Origin of the sequence: Paenibacillus sp. FSL K6-2393 (assembly GCF_038002545.1) — a bacterium.
GTDB lineage: Bacteria > Bacillota > Bacilli > Paenibacillales > Paenibacillaceae > Paenibacillus.
This window is the reverse complement of the sequence record NZ_JBBOCU010000001.1, coordinates 3137483-3150889: the sequence shown is the minus strand read 5'-3', so window position 1 is coordinate 3150889 and position 13407 is coordinate 3137483. Positions and strand designations below refer to the sequence as shown.

General features: G+C 45.8%; 12 protein-coding genes. 3 read left to right on the top strand and 9 right to left on the bottom strand.

Features of this window, described 5'->3' with window-relative positions:
- Positions 1–33 precede the first annotated feature (33 nt).
- On the bottom strand, positions 34–1233 hold the full coding sequence (locus MHI14_RS14060) for a GTP-binding protein (protein ID WP_339309659.1): 1200 nt from the start codon (positions 1231–1233) through the stop codon (positions 34–36).
- A gap of 221 nt (positions 1234–1454) precedes the next feature.
- Here MHI14_RS14060 and MHI14_RS14055 point away from each other — a divergent pair, with 221 nt between their 5' ends.
- Together MHI14_RS14055 and MHI14_RS14050 are read left to right on the top strand one after the other, a co-directional pair.
- A complete protein-coding gene (locus MHI14_RS14055; RefSeq protein ID WP_133385107.1) occupies positions 1455–2489 on the top strand; it encodes a permease in 1035 nt (344 codons plus the stop codon).
- Between the two features lie 82 nt (positions 2490–2571).
- Positions 2572–3555: a TIGR03943 family putative permease subunit gene (locus MHI14_RS14050; RefSeq protein ID WP_341130560.1), complete on the top strand. Its 984-nt coding sequence runs from the start codon at positions 2572–2574 to the stop codon at positions 3553–3555.
- A 123-nt stretch (positions 3556–3678) separates the two neighbouring features.
- On the opposite strand, the gene MHI14_RS14045 is transcribed toward MHI14_RS14050, so the two are convergent.
- The 6 genes from MHI14_RS14045 to MHI14_RS14020 all read right to left on the bottom strand — a co-directional run bounded on the left by MHI14_RS14045 (position 3679) and on the right by MHI14_RS14020 (position 10691).
- Positions 3679–4980: a pyrimidine-nucleoside phosphorylase gene (locus MHI14_RS14045; protein WP_150366780.1), complete on the bottom strand. Its 1302-nt coding sequence runs from the start codon at positions 4978–4980 to the stop codon at positions 3679–3681.
- A 474-nt stretch (positions 4981–5454) separates the two neighbouring features.
- The gene (gene deoD, locus MHI14_RS14040) at positions 5455–6162 is read right to left on the bottom strand and encodes a purine-nucleoside phosphorylase (RefSeq protein ID WP_017688193.1); all 708 of its coding nucleotides are present in this window, start codon (positions 6160–6162) and stop codon (positions 5455–5457) included.
- A 98-nt stretch (positions 6163–6260) separates the two neighbouring features.
- Positions 6261–7439 (bottom strand): phosphopentomutase, encoded by a 1179-nt coding sequence (gene deoB, locus MHI14_RS14035; protein WP_017688192.1) that lies wholly within the window; start codon positions 7437–7439, stop codon positions 6261–6263.
- A 29-nt stretch (positions 7440–7468) separates the two neighbouring features.
- Complete coding sequence (locus MHI14_RS14030) at positions 7469–8659, bottom strand: NupC/NupG family nucleoside CNT transporter (protein WP_133385110.1); 1191 nt, start codon at positions 8657–8659, stop codon at positions 7469–7471.
- A 229-nt stretch (positions 8660–8888) separates the two neighbouring features.
- Entirely contained in the window at positions 8889–9539 is a 651-nt protein-coding gene (gene deoC / locus MHI14_RS14025) for a deoxyribose-phosphate aldolase (RefSeq protein WP_076215422.1), read from the bottom strand.
- 213 nt (positions 9540–9752) lie between these two features.
- On the bottom strand, positions 9753–10691 hold the full coding sequence (locus MHI14_RS14020; RefSeq protein WP_062836066.1) for a sugar-binding transcriptional regulator: 939 nt from the start codon (positions 10689–10691) through the stop codon (positions 9753–9755).
- A gap of 236 nt (positions 10692–10927) precedes the next feature.
- Between MHI14_RS14020 and MHI14_RS14015 the strand changes: the two genes are divergently transcribed.
- Entirely contained in the window at positions 10928–11554 is a 627-nt protein-coding gene (locus MHI14_RS14015) for an FMN-dependent NADH-azoreductase (protein ID WP_074095370.1), read from the top strand.
- A gap of 157 nt (positions 11555–11711) precedes the next feature.
- Here the strand turns inward: MHI14_RS14015 and MHI14_RS14010 are convergent, their stop codons facing one another.
- Both MHI14_RS14010 and MHI14_RS14005 read right to left on the bottom strand, forming a co-directional pair.
- Positions 11712–12062, bottom strand: a complete 351-nt coding sequence (locus tag MHI14_RS14010; protein ID WP_036613800.1) for a hypothetical protein — start codon at positions 12060–12062, stop codon at positions 11712–11714.
- 85 nt (positions 12063–12147) lie between these two features.
- A complete protein-coding gene (locus MHI14_RS14005) occupies positions 12148–13335 on the bottom strand; it encodes an MFS transporter (protein WP_341130559.1) in 1188 nt (395 codons plus the stop codon).
- Between the last annotated feature and the right edge of the window lie 72 nt (positions 13336–13407).

Genomic DNA, 13407 nt, shown 5'->3' with positions numbered 1-13407 from the left:
CACTATTGCACTTGAAGATCTTTTCTTTTCACTTCAACTCCACTCTGGAAAAGGATCTTTCAGTTCACGCCAGTTCATCAACATCTCTTCCTCCGTAAGAAGGGTCTCATCCAATGTACGTTCAATCTCCGCCCGGTCCATGTCAATGCCGATGAATACCAATTTCGTCACCCGGTCACCCCACTCATCATCCCAGTCCGGTATGCTTGGCAGCGTGTCGCCAAAATGAAGTTGCCTTTCCTCCTCACTCATCGCACCTACCCATATTCCTGCTGGCGCAAGCTGCTTTGATGTGCCTGCATGACTGAAAGAGATCGCCATATGGTTCCTTGTTGCCAGCCACATCAGGCCTTTGGATCGCACGATATTATCTGGCCATTTCGCAATCCAACGCAGCAACCGTTCCGGGTGGAATGGACGTTTACGATGATAGACAAATGAATGAATTCCATATTCTTCAGTCTCCGGGGTATGTTCCTCTTTCATTAATTCGCGGATCCAACCCGCTGACTGGCTTGCTTTTTCAAAATCAAAACGTCCTGTGTTCAATATCTCTCTTGGATCAATATGCCCATGTGTTGTTCGAATAAGCTTAGCTTCTGGCTGCATGGCGTGTAACGCCTTCTCAAGCTTCGAAAGTTCTTCCTCCGACACCAGATCACATTTGTTCAGAATCAGTACATCACAAAATTCCACTTGATCCGTCAGCAGATGAACGATTCCGCGAACATCGTCCTCCCCCGCTTCCTGTCCACGATCCTTCAGTGTTTCTTTGGAATAAAAATCACGCCAGAACTGGGCAGCATCAACAACCGTAACCATCGTGTCGAGACGAGTGAACTTCGTCAAATCAATGCCGAGTTCCTCATCGATATACGTAAACGTCTGCGCAACAGGTACCGGCTCACCAATACCCGTAGATTCAATCAGTATGTAGTCAAAAGAACCATCCAGCGCAAGCCGCTCGACTTCTTTCAGCAGATCCTCCCGTAAGGTGCAGCAGATGCAACCATTGGACATCTCTACCAGTTTCTCATCAATACGTGATAATCCTCCACCATCTCGTATTAAACCTGCATCGATGTTAACCTCACTGAGATCATTAACGATAACAGCAACCCGCATCCCCTCGCGGTTATGAAGCACATGATTGAGAAGTGTCGTTTTGCCTGCACCCAAATATCCACTAAGTACGGTTACTGGAACCCGCTGTTGAACCTGTTGATCTGACATTTCTGCTTCCTCCACTCTGTTTAAGTTTTAACTTTAATCGTAATTATTACTATTAAAGATGCAATCCGAACTATACCGCAGTTTTCTCTCGGTTGTCAACTCTAATATGATGAAAAATCTTGATTAATCGTAAAAATGTTGATTAAAACATAGGAATGATGTATGTTGCCGCACGTACAAGCATATATTTTAGCAAAGTCCTAGTTGTGGAGGTCTGTTTCATGAAAATGGCAGCCAATCTGAAGCTCCTGTCCTTCCTGATCCCTTGTGCATTTCTTGTTCCCGTGTTGATCACAATGGCTCCAGACTTGAAGGAAGCATGGAACAGTGAAGCTTTGCAAAATATGAAAACCGTATTCATAGGTATTTTCCTTGAAGCCGCACCTTTTCTGCTCATGGGTGTGTTATTGTCCTCGCTCATGCAGTGGTTCGTATCCGAAGAAATGGTCCGCAAACTCACGCCCAAGAATCCGATCGGCGGTGTGCTGGTTGCAGGGTTGCTCGGTATTATTTTTCCCATCTGCGAATGTGGCATGATCCCAGTAGTTAGACGGTTAATGCACAAAGGTATGCCTGCCTATATCGCAGTGACGTTCATCTTGAGTGGTCCCGTAGTCAATCCCATCGTATTTACCGCAACTTTGCTCGCCTTTCCCTCCCATCCTGAGATTACCATTGCCCGCATGGGACTGGCCTTTGCCGTAGCTGCTTCCATAGGTATGCTCGTGTATCTGTTCGTTCGTCGAAATCCCCTTCGGATGCCAAAGGTCGCAGGAACAGAGGTCAAGACACATCCTGGGTTTAAAATGGCGCAACCTCATGCACATGCGAATGCACATGATCATAACCATGTAAAAAACTGGCGCAGCTTCTTCATTCACGCCGGAGATGAATTTGTCGATATGAGCAAATATCTGGTGATCGGTGCCCTGATTACAGCCTGCATCCAGACATTCATTAGCCGCAGCGATCTGATCTCACTTGGCAATGGTCCTGTTGCCTCCTATGTATTCATGATGGGATTTGCTTATGTATTGTCTCTCTGCTCCACTTCTGATGCTTTTGTGGCTTCTGCGTTCTCACATACGTTTGCACTGGGGCCGCTGGTATCATTCCTAGTGCTTGGTCCAATGCTGGATTTCAAAAGCACCCTGATGCTGCTCTCGACCTTCCGTACCCGGTTTGTTATTGGTCTAAGTCTAGCCATTATTACGCTTGTCTTCGCTGGCTCATGGTTGATTAATCTGCTGGTATAAAGGTTGAGCAAAATACTTCATGACTTAAATGGTTAATCCTATGAACTTTCATCCTGATGATTAATAGAAATGAGGTGATGATATGAACCACACTATCTATACGATGACCCAACCTCCTGTTCCAAGGTCACACATCATTCAATGGCATAACCTGATCCGTGCGGTCTGGATCGGCGGTCTTGCGGTATACATTATTCATTTGAATTCAAGTGATTCGCTTCATTATTATTTGGCTCCTACCATGCAAAAACTGCTGTTATGCTGCCCTGTTCCCTTATTGTTTATTGCTGTTATCATGGCCTGGCATGGACTGTTCGGCAGAAACGAGGTTCATTGCGACTGTGAACATCCACCACCCTCGGGCTTCCTTCGTAGCTCAATGGTATATGGTCTGATTGCCATACCCTTGTTGCTAGGATTTTTGTTACCTGATCGGGCGCTCGGCAGCTCCATGGCCAGTCAGAAAGGCATGTCTCTCACTTATACCCCTCCCGAGATTCGTCGGAAAGAGCCTTTACCTGATCCGGCAACGCAATTAAATGTACAAGATCTCAAGCAAAAACCAACGACCGTTCAGCCTGCAACGGCTACCAAAGTACAATTCGTTCCTCCAGACGAGTATAGCCGCGAATTCGCTGAACTGGCGGAGAAGTTGTATGCAGAACAGGTCATCCGAGTCTATCCCGAGATCTTCTCTGAAACCCTCGGCACGATTGATATGTTCCAGCGACAATTTGCAGGCAAAGATATCTCCTTAACCGGGTTTGTCTACCGTGATAAAAGCATGGATCATGAATCACATTTTGCACTGGGACGATTTCTCGTCATGTGTTGCCCCGCGGATGCGGCTCCCTTTGGCGTGATGATTCACATTCCAGAAGCGGATAGCTTTCCTACAGATAGCTGGGTGCAAATCGATGGTAGCATCGGCTCAGCACAGGTGAATGGTAAGGATACGATTGAAATTCGGGCAACAAAGGTGACACGTGTAGCTGAGCCATCCACGCCTTATATTTATACCAATGCGGACTCAGTGATGGCGTATGAGAAAATAAAGAGCCCGTAGTTGCTCGCAATAACCAACAGCGTACTTTTCAACGACAAAAAGCCCCAAAGCTATGGATTACATCGCTTTGGGGCTTTCATGTTCAGTCAGACATGAGATTACATCTCGTCTGCTCTGATTGTATTATTCCGTTACGATATCATGAACCAATACAGGAGCATCGGCATGATCCGCAATTGTAATGTTTTCTTTGATCTTCGCGATGACGTCTGTTACGTCTTCACGATTGGCATGAATCGTTACGAGGGACTCACCAGCTTTGACTGGGTCACCCACTTTTTTGTTCAACATCAAACCAACAGCGAGATCGATCTCGGACTCTTTTGTTGCACGGCCTGCGCCGAGCAGCATTGCTGCAGTTCCGATTTCGTCAGCGACGATTCCGGCAACATAGCCGTCTTTGTCTGCCGGGACTTCAACCAGATATTGTGCTTGTGGCAAACGATCTGGATGATCCACAACCGAAGCGTCTCCGCCTTGGTTTGCCAGGAAATCTTTGAATTTCTCCAGTGCTTTACCGTTCTGGATCACTTCTTTCAATTTCTCCTCAGCGTGCTCCAAGGAATCTGCCTTGCCAGCAAGGAATACCATCTGACGTCCAAGTGCCAGACACAGTTCTTCCAGATCTTTTGGACCTTTACCTTGCAGGGTGAGGATGGCTTCTTTCACTTCAAGTGCGTTACCAATCGCCAGACCCAGTGGTTGGGACATATCGGAGATAACAGCCATCGTTTTACGGCCAACATTGTTACCGATGCTTACCATGGCATGTGCCAATTCTTTAGCATCTTCCGTTGTTTTCATGAATGCACCAGCACCCGTTTTAACATCCAATACGATTGCATCAGCACCTGCTGCAATTTTCTTACTCATGATGGAGCTGGCGATCAGTGGAATGGAGTTAACGGTAGCTGTTACGTCACGCAGTGCATAGAGCTTTTTGTCTGCAGGCGTTAAGTTACCACTTTGTCCGATAACTGCAACCTTATGTTCGTTTACGAGACGAATGAATTCTTCTTTTTCAAGTTCTACGTGGAAACCAGCAACGGATTCCAGTTTGTCTGTTGTACCACCCGTATGACCAAGTCCACGTCCGGACATTTTGGCAACAGGGACATCCAATGCAGCAACGAGTGGAGCGAGTACCAGTGTTGTTGTATCGCCCACACCACCTGTGGAATGCTTGTCTACTTTGATGCCTTCGATAGCGGACAGATCGATCGTTTCACCGGAATTCACCATCGACATCGTCAGATCAGCGCGTTCCTTGTCTGTCATATCTTTGAAGAATACTGCCATCGCCCAAGCGCTGACTTGATAATCCGGGATTTCTCCTTGTGTGTATCCTTGAACAACAAAATCAATCTCAGCTGTTGTCAGTTCTTTTCCGTCGCGTTTCTTAGCAATAATGTCTACCATTCTCATGATGATCTCTCCTCGGGTAAATGATTTGTATAGAACACTTTGTACTGGGACCGTTCCGACTCCGGATCGTTCCTTCGATCGCTGTTGTCTCCAAGTTTTTCTGATCCATTTGGCAATGGAGAAAACTCGGAGACAAAGGCGAACGCTAACGCTTCTTCAGAATCGATTCCGGGTCCTTCACTCCGTGCTTCAAACAAAAGTTTCGATTAAAATCAAATGATTATTGTATATAAAATACAAGAACATCCGTTGTCATCTTATACAACATTTTGATGTTAATTCGTTCCGGCTCCGGATCGTTCTTTTGATCGCTGTTGTCTCCAAGTTTTTTTGATCCATTTTGCAATGGAGAAAACTCGGAGACAAAGGCGAACGCTAACGCTTCTTCAGAATCGATTCCGAGTCCTTCACTCCGTGCTTAGAACAAAAGTTTCGATCCAAATCAAAATTGATATTGAATATTAAATACAACTATTACAATGTAATTGCTGTGTCCAGAGCCACTACCATCATGTCGTTGAACGTTTTTTGACGCTCTTCGGCAGATGTTTCTTCGCCTGTCAGCAAGTGGTCACTTACCGTCAGGATGGTCAGTGCGTTAACACCAAACTTGGCAGCGATGGTGTACAGTGCTGTTGTTTCCATCTCTACGCCCAGTACGCCGTGTTTCATCAACTTCTCGGTTACGGAACGGTCATCGCGGTAGAAAGAATCGGAGCTGAATACGTTACCGACGTGAATCTTCATACCTTTAGCTGTTGCACGGTCATATGCCTCTTTCAGCAGGGAGAACGTAGCGATTGGTGAGAAGTCATAACCACCGAATACGTGTTTGTTCATGCTGGAATCTGTACATGCTGCTTGTGCAAGGATGACGTCACGTACACGTACATGCTCCTGCATACCGCCACAAGTACCAACACGAATCAGGTTTTTTACGCCATATTCGCTGATCAATTCGTTAGCATAGATGGCGAAGGACGGAATACCCATCCCTGAACCTTGCACCGAAATCCGGTGTCCTTGATATGTACCTGTGTAACCGAGCATTCCACGAACTTCGTTGTAACATACAACATCTTCGAGGTACGTATCTGCGATATATTTCGCGCGCAATGGGTCTCCTGGCAATAGGATCGTTTCTGCGATATCCCCGGGTTTTGCTCCAATATGTGTACTCATGAATGAATCTCCTCCAGTTATACAAATTAGTCTATTATGATGGCAGGACCGGAGCAGCCCAAGCTACTCCGACCTCCCCTATCCATTTTTTGAAAAACTTATTTCAAATCCTTCAGGAAGCTGGTGCCGTATTCCGGCATTTTCACTCCAAAGTTCTCTGCTACGGTTGCGCCAAGGTCAGCAAATGTGCTGCGCAGATCAAGCTTTTTGCCCTCGCTGAAGCGCGGAGAGTAGGCAAGCAGTGGTACATATTCACGTGTATGGTCTGTACCTCGGTATGTTGGATCGTTACCATGGTCAGCTGTGATCAGCAACAGGTCATCATTGGTCATTTTGGCAAAAATCTCTGGCAGTCTTGCATCGTAGTCTTCAAGTGCCTGAGCATAACCTTGCGGATCACGACGGTGACCGTACAGGGCATCAAAATCAACCAGGTTCAGGAAGCTGAGTCCAGTGAACTCTTCATCCATCGTTTCGGACAACTTGTCCATACCATCCATGTTGGAGACGGTACGAACAGCCTTGGTCACACCTTCGCCATCATAGATATCTGCGATTTTACCCAAGGCAATCACATCAAATCCGCCATCTTGCAGTTCATTCATAACAGTACGACCAAAAGGTTTGAGTGCATAGTCATGACGATTCGCAGTACGTTTCCAGTTACCCGCTTCACCTACAAATGGACGTGCAATAATGCGGCCCAGCATGTACGGATCTTCAAGTGTAATTTCACGGCAGAACTCACAGATTTCATACAGTTCCTTCAATGGGACAACGTCCTCATGTGCTGCAATTTGCAGAACCGAATCCGCGGATGTGTAAACGATGAGCGCGCCAGTTTCAACATGTTCTGCACCCAGCTCATCCAGAATTTCCGTGCCGCTGGCCGGTTTGTTACCAATTACTTTGCGGCCTGTTTTCTCTTCAATGCGCTGAATCAACTCATCGGGAAAACCATTCTCGAACACACGGAAAGGTGTATCAATGTAAAGACCCATCAGCTCCCAGTGACCTGTCATTGTGTCTTTGCCTCTGGATGCTTCCTGCATCTTGGTGTAATACGCTTTAGGTGCATCCGCTACAGGGACACCCTCGATTTCTTTGATGTTGGACAGTCCGAGACTGGCCATGTGAGGCATTTTCAGACCTCCGCGTTCACGTGCAATGTGACCGAAGGTATCTACATCAAAATCATCAAATTCTGCTGCATCCGGCGCTTCGCCGATCCCTACAGAATCCATAACGATCAGATGTACTCTTTTGAATGTTGACATAACCTAAGCACTCCTTCCAATAATCCGGTTTACAAGAACAGTCCGGCGATGATCGCTGACAATACACTGACAAGCGATGCACCGTAAAGCAGTTTCAGACCGAAGCGGGCTACCACATTACCTTGTTTCTCATGAAGTCCCTTCACCGCACCGGCAATAATACCAATGGAGGAGAAGTTAGCGAACGATACGAGAAAGACGGATACGATCCCTGTTGTTCTGGCAGACAATAAGGTCTCCTTCGCTAGAGCAAGCATGGCAACGAATTCGTTGGATACCATTTTGGTTGCCATAATACTTCCCGCCTGAATCGCTTCCTTCCAAGGAACACCCATAATAAAGGCTAATGGTGCAAACACATAACCAAGCAGCTCCTGGAATGAAATGCCAAGCACCGCGCTGAAAATTCCATTAACAAGTGCAATCAAGGCAACAAATCCGATTAACATCGCAGCTACGATGATGGCAACTTTGAATCCATCCAGAATGTATTCGCCAAGCATTTCGAAGAAGGACTGTTTCTCCTCTTCCTGTACTTCCAATATATCTTCTTCCTCTGTAACCTCATAAGGATTCACAATGGAAGCAATGATAAAACCGCCAAACAGGTTTAGCACAAGTGCCGTAACCACATATTTCGGATCAATCATGGACATATAGGCACCGACAATCGACATCGATACCGTGGACATCGCCGAAGCACACAAGGTGTACAGCCGATGTTTTGGCAACAACCCAATTTGTTTTTTCACAGAAATGAACACTTCAGATTGCCCCAATACAGCCGAAGCAACCGCGTTATATGATTCCAGTTTGCCCATTCCGTTGATTTTGCTTAATACCAGACCAATATATTTTATAACAAAAGGTAAGATTCGGATATACTGCAATATCCCAATGAGGGCAGAGATGACAACAATCGGCATCAGAACGTTCAGGAAGAATGGGACCCCGCCAGTTGCGTCTTCAACCTTCGTCAAATCACCAAATACAAACGCAATTCCTTCATTTGCATAATCAAGCAAACTTTTAAATACGGTGGCGAAGCCGCCAATCAGCCATGTCCCGACCCCTGTATTCAGCAAGGCATACGCCAGGATCACCTGTAAAACAACCATTACGGCCAGTGGCCGGTAGCGAATCTTCTTTTTACCGTTGCTTGCGATATAAGCCAGTCCAAAAACAACGAGTAAACCAAGAAGGGCAATTAGAAATTTCATTTGATCTCTCCTTTGAAGGTAGTTAAGCCGGATGTGGAAATTCAGCTCAAAGGGTTCTTAAGCATTTTTATCAGTAATCTTTCAGAAAACTTATGAAGCGCTTACAATAAGTTCCGTTAATTAAAATATAAGTGTAAGTTGTATTCCCTGTACCTGAGTCGAACGCCCAAGTACAGAGAATATAACATTACTTTTATTTATTAAGCTTTTTCTTGATAGATGCTTTTGCTTAATAAGAAGATGTAGACTGACCACCCTGCATAATCTTCACGCCAGAACTTGCACCGATCCGAGTTGCACCCGCTTCGATCATTTTCTGCATATCTTCCAGGCTACGTACGCCACCGGAAGCTTTAACGCCAACATCAGGACCTACAGTACGACGCATCAAAGCGATATCTTCTGGCGTTGCTCCACCTGTGGAGAAACCTGTAGAAGTTTTAACAAAATCAGCTCCAGCTCGCACAGCTGCCTGACAAGCACGTACTTTCTCTTCATCCGTCAACAGACAAGTTTCAATAATAACTTTCACCAAAGCTTTACCCGCAGCCGCTTCAACAACAGCACGAATATCTTGTTCAACGAAATCATCTTTGCCATCTTTCAAAGCACTGATGTTGATGACCATATCGACTTCAGTTGCACCTTTAGCAATCGCATCTTTCGTTTCGAAAGCTTTTGTCTCCGATGTAGATGCTCCCAGAGGGAAACCAATAACGGTGCAGATATCTACGCCAGAACCCTGCAACTGCTCAGCAGCATAAGCAACCCAGCCTGGGTTAACACATACGGAAGCAAACTGATATTGCTTTGCTTCTTCGGTTAACTTGGCCATTTCACTTTGCGTTGCGTCCGCACGAAGCAACGTATGGTCGATCATTTTAGCTAATTGTGGTGTAGTCAATTGAATCTCTCCCTTATCTGAACTAGTTATTTTCTATACCCTTACACTAACATGAACATATGTAAAAATCAACTTGAACTTTTGTTCACAGTTACACTTACATTTCTTCTTCGTTATATTTTCTTCCTAAAAAAGCAAAACATCCGCCCTTTTTGCGTGGCAGATGTTGTCATCCATATCCATTTGAAATTAAAATCGAAGTAATGCCTGCGCTGTGTACTGGTCCGTGACCAGAATATTTGCGTAATGACCTTTAAGAGCCGCATGAATGGCTTCAATTTTGCGTTGCCCCCCGGCAACAAGAATTGATTTTTCCTTATTTCTCAACTCGGCTAGATCAATTCCAACAGTTCTGCTGTTAATCTCTTCACTGATCAACTGACCTTCCGCGTCGAAAAAGCGTGAACAAATGTCACCTGCACCGGAGTTCATCAGCAATTGTTGCTCTTCTTCATTGAAGTAACCGAGCCTGAACAGTAACGCATCTTCCTTCACAGTACCCACGGTAAACAAAGCAATGTTGGCCTGTCTGCCAAGCTCTACGATTCTGCCAATATGCCGATCGGCTTCCACCATGTTCTTTACTTCAATGTTGTCGAAAATAACGGGCAGTGGCAAATACCTTGGTACCGTATGGAATGCCTCAGCGAACAAATGAACAATCTCAGCTGCATACGTATTGACATGGGAGTGGCTTACGCCCCCCTTCAATTGCACGACTTCGACACCTTTAACCTGCTTGGGACGAAGTTGGCGTGCTACAGCATGCATGGTTGTTCCCCAAGTCACCCCGATGATATCCGCATCCTGAACCGTCTCTTGAAGGTAGTCTGCTGCTCGTTTGCTGATATGCTTCTGTATTTCCTCATCACTCTTCAACGGGGCAAAACACACAAGTGCCGTATCCAGATCATATTTCGACTTAAGTTCTCCGGCAATGATGTCGATATCCTCCAGCGGGTCCATAATTTCAATCCGGACGTATCCACGATCTTTAGCGTACTGAAGTAATCTTGACACCGTTGGACGCGACACGCCCAGCCTTGCGGCAATATCCTGCTGGCTATAATCGGACTGATAATACAATTTCGCTGCTTCAATGCTTAATCGTTGCTTCTCCAGGTCCATTCCCATGTGCGCTCATCTCACTCATCCTATTGTCTTTGGAAAATAAATACTCGTCCTGTATATTATACATGGATTGAGTATCTGGTCACCATATAGCATCCAATTCAGTATCATGATCGATCCATTCATATCCCTTTCTGACGTATAAAATGGGGGAAACGATGCATACTACTGCGGTCGCTTCATCATTGCCAAGATCGCTTCACCCCATTAATCGCACAGAGAGGAAGAATTGTATGTCTACCTTATTGTATATTACTGCCCATCCTCATGATCATGAAACCTCCTTCAGCATGGCTACGGGCAAAGCATTTATTGATGCTTATCGTGAAAGTCACCCTTCTGATGAGGTTGTTCACCTCGATCTGTATCGTTCGGATATTCCGCATATCGACGCGGATGTCTTCAGTGGTTGGGGCAAACTGCAATCGGGTAGTGACCTGACTGCCGAAGAGCAGACCAAAGTAAGCCGTTTGAATGAACTGTCGGATCAATTTGCCGCAGCAGATAAATATGTTTTTGTAACCCCGATGTGGAACTTCTCGTTCCCTCCAATTCTGAAGGCTTATGTGGACTCGATCTGCGTAGCTGGCAAAACATTTCGTTATACCGAACAAGGTCCTGTTGGACTGTTGTCCGACAAAAAAGCGTTGCATATTCAGGCTCGCGGTGGCATTTATTCCGAAGGCCCAGCGGCTCAGATGGAATCCGGTCATCGTTACTTAAGCATTATCATGTCATTCCTCGGTGTGCCGAAGCTTGATGGCATTTTTGTTGAGGGGCACAATCAATATAAAGATCGTGCAGATGAGATTAAGCAACAAGCTATAGAGCAAGCACGCACTTTCGCAAAACAGTTTTAAGAGAGGTAGTTCAAAAAGTCCGCATTTGATTACAAATTATGCCTAGTGGCATCATCAGCAGTGTAGTAAACAATCAAAACAAAAACAAAACCCGCGTGCATCCAAGGAGATATTCCCAGGATACACGCGGGTTTTCAATGTATAATCAACCTAGAGCTTATTGATGTCCAGCGCTGGCACGGCTCATGGTTTCAAGTTTACGTGTGATCGCATGACGGTCTACTTTTAATCCCCAGATCATTTCAATAATCTGCTCTTTCTCCTCAGGACTGTCGGCATGCTTCAGTTGCATTAACAGATCATGCATTTGTTCATTAATGCCTTCAAATTGAATCCATAAATCCTGTCTTACCTCTTTGGAATCCAGATGATGATTCGCATCGACTTCTTCCTTCAATGCTTGCAGAATAGCATCTTTCCATTCGTCATCACCTAGCTGTTTCGCAATGTTCAGGAGATCCAGATAATCGTCAACAAGAAGTGAGTTCAATTCAGCATGTGTTTTCATCGTTTATTGCATCCCCTTTTCGTCTATTTACCAAGTATTATACTCGGTATTTCAGGATATGCAATAGCTGTCGGAAAAAGTTGATTTATGTAGCCTGTCCCTTCAACCTGTGAACAAGCAAATTACACAAGACAAAACCGATCAAAACATACACACCGATCATCCCCACAATGCCTATCCATCCCAGATGACTGTAAAGCAGTCCACCTCCTGTTCCACTTATGCTTGAACCAAGATAGTAGAAAAATAAATACAACGCATTGGCCTGGGATTTGTGCTGATTAGCCACGAGTCCAACCCAGCTGCTTGCGATGGAATGACCGCCAAAGAAACCAAAGGCAAACAGGGCGAGTCCGATAATTTTGACCCAAAGCGCTGGATGAACGGTACAGACTGCACCAGCCAGAATAATTCCCAGCGCGATTCCAAGCACATGTGACCTGCCGTACCGATCTGCCAGCCTGCCCATCCAGGTGCTGCTTACCGTGCCCATCAGATATACCACAAAAAGACTTCCAACGATAGACTGGCTAAGATGATAGGGTTCACCCGTTAATTCAAAACCAATATAGTTGAACAGGGTCACGAATCCCCCCATCAGGAGAAAACCGAGTCCATACAGGCATAACAGCCTTGGATTGCGACATTGTGACCACAAAAAAGGTATTGGATTTTTGAATCCGGGTGCAGCTTTGACAAAATGACGGGATGGCGGGATGACAAGCCAAAAAATAACGGCTGCACACAGTCCAAGAATACCAATGAAACCCACTGCAGCGCGCCAACTGAACCAGTCTGTCACCACACCGCTGATGAAACGGCCGGCCATGCCACCTATCGAATTGCCACTGATATATAGGCCCATGGCATAACCAAGACTTCTAGGTTCAATTTCTTCTGACAGATATGTCATGGCTATCGCTGGCAACCCCGCGAGTGCCACCCCCTGAAGAATACGAAGCAGAAGAAGCTCCGTATATCCCAAGCTGAATGCGCTCAGTAAAGCAATAACAGAAGATATCACCAGTGCCGCTGTCATAATAAAGCGTCGGCCCACAGAATCAGACAAGGACCCGATGAACAGCATCGTCAGTGCCATGGCGATCGTTGTTACCGATAGCGTAAGACTGGCGTGTGCCGGCGTAATGGAGAATGCGTCGCTAATCTCAGGCATCAGGGGCTGGAGGCTGTAGAGCAAAGCAAAAGTGACAAAACCTCCGGCGAACAGTGCAAGGCTAATGTTACGAAACGTCTTAGTTCCCTGCTGAATCATGGATGTTCCAACTTTCTCAGTAAGAAAGCTTCTTGGATCGACTGTGGTCTGATCGCCGGTCAGTGAAGCCTT

Bases quoted from the DNA above. Each gene is read 5' to 3' on its own strand.
- MHI14_RS14010 (WP_036613800.1), bottom strand. From the start codon at position 12,062: ATGAAAACACATGCTGAATTGAACTCACTTCTTGTTGACGATTATCTG.
- MHI14_RS14030 (WP_133385110.1), bottom strand. From the start codon at position 8,659: ATGAAATTTCTAATTGCCCTTCTTGGTTTACTCGTTGTTTTTGGACTG.
- MHI14_RS14055 (WP_133385107.1), top strand. From the start codon at position 1,455: ATGAAAATGGCAGCCAATCTGAAGCTCCTGTCCTTCCTGATCCCTTGT.
- MHI14_RS14020 (WP_062836066.1), bottom strand. From the start codon at position 10,691: ATGGACCTGGAGAAGCAACGATTAAGCATTGAAGCAGCGAAATTGTAT.
- deoD (WP_017688193.1), bottom strand. From the start codon at position 6,162: ATGAGTACACATATTGGAGCAAAACCCGGGGATATCGCAGAAACGATC.
- MHI14_RS14045 (WP_150366780.1), bottom strand. From the start codon at position 4,980: ATGAGAATGGTAGACATTATTGCTAAGAAACGCGACGGAAAAGAACTG.
- deoC (WP_076215422.1), bottom strand. From the start codon at position 9,539: ATGATCGACCATACGTTGCTTCGTGCGGACGCAACGCAAAGTGAAATG.
- deoB (WP_017688192.1), bottom strand. From the start codon at position 7,439: ATGTCAACATTCAAAAGAGTACATCTGATCGTTATGGATTCTGTAGGG.
- MHI14_RS14005 (WP_341130559.1), bottom strand. From the start codon at position 13,335: ATGATTCAGCAGGGAACTAAGACGTTTCGTAACATTAGCCTTGCACTG.
- MHI14_RS14060 (WP_339309659.1), bottom strand. From the start codon at position 1,233: ATGTCAGATCAACAGGTTCAACAGCGGGTTCCAGTAACCGTACTTAGT.
- MHI14_RS14050 (WP_341130560.1), top strand. From the start codon at position 2,572: ATGAACCACACTATCTATACGATGACCCAACCTCCTGTTCCAAGGTCA.
- MHI14_RS14015 (WP_074095370.1), top strand. From the start codon at position 10,928: ATGTCTACCTTATTGTATATTACTGCCCATCCTCATGATCATGAAACC.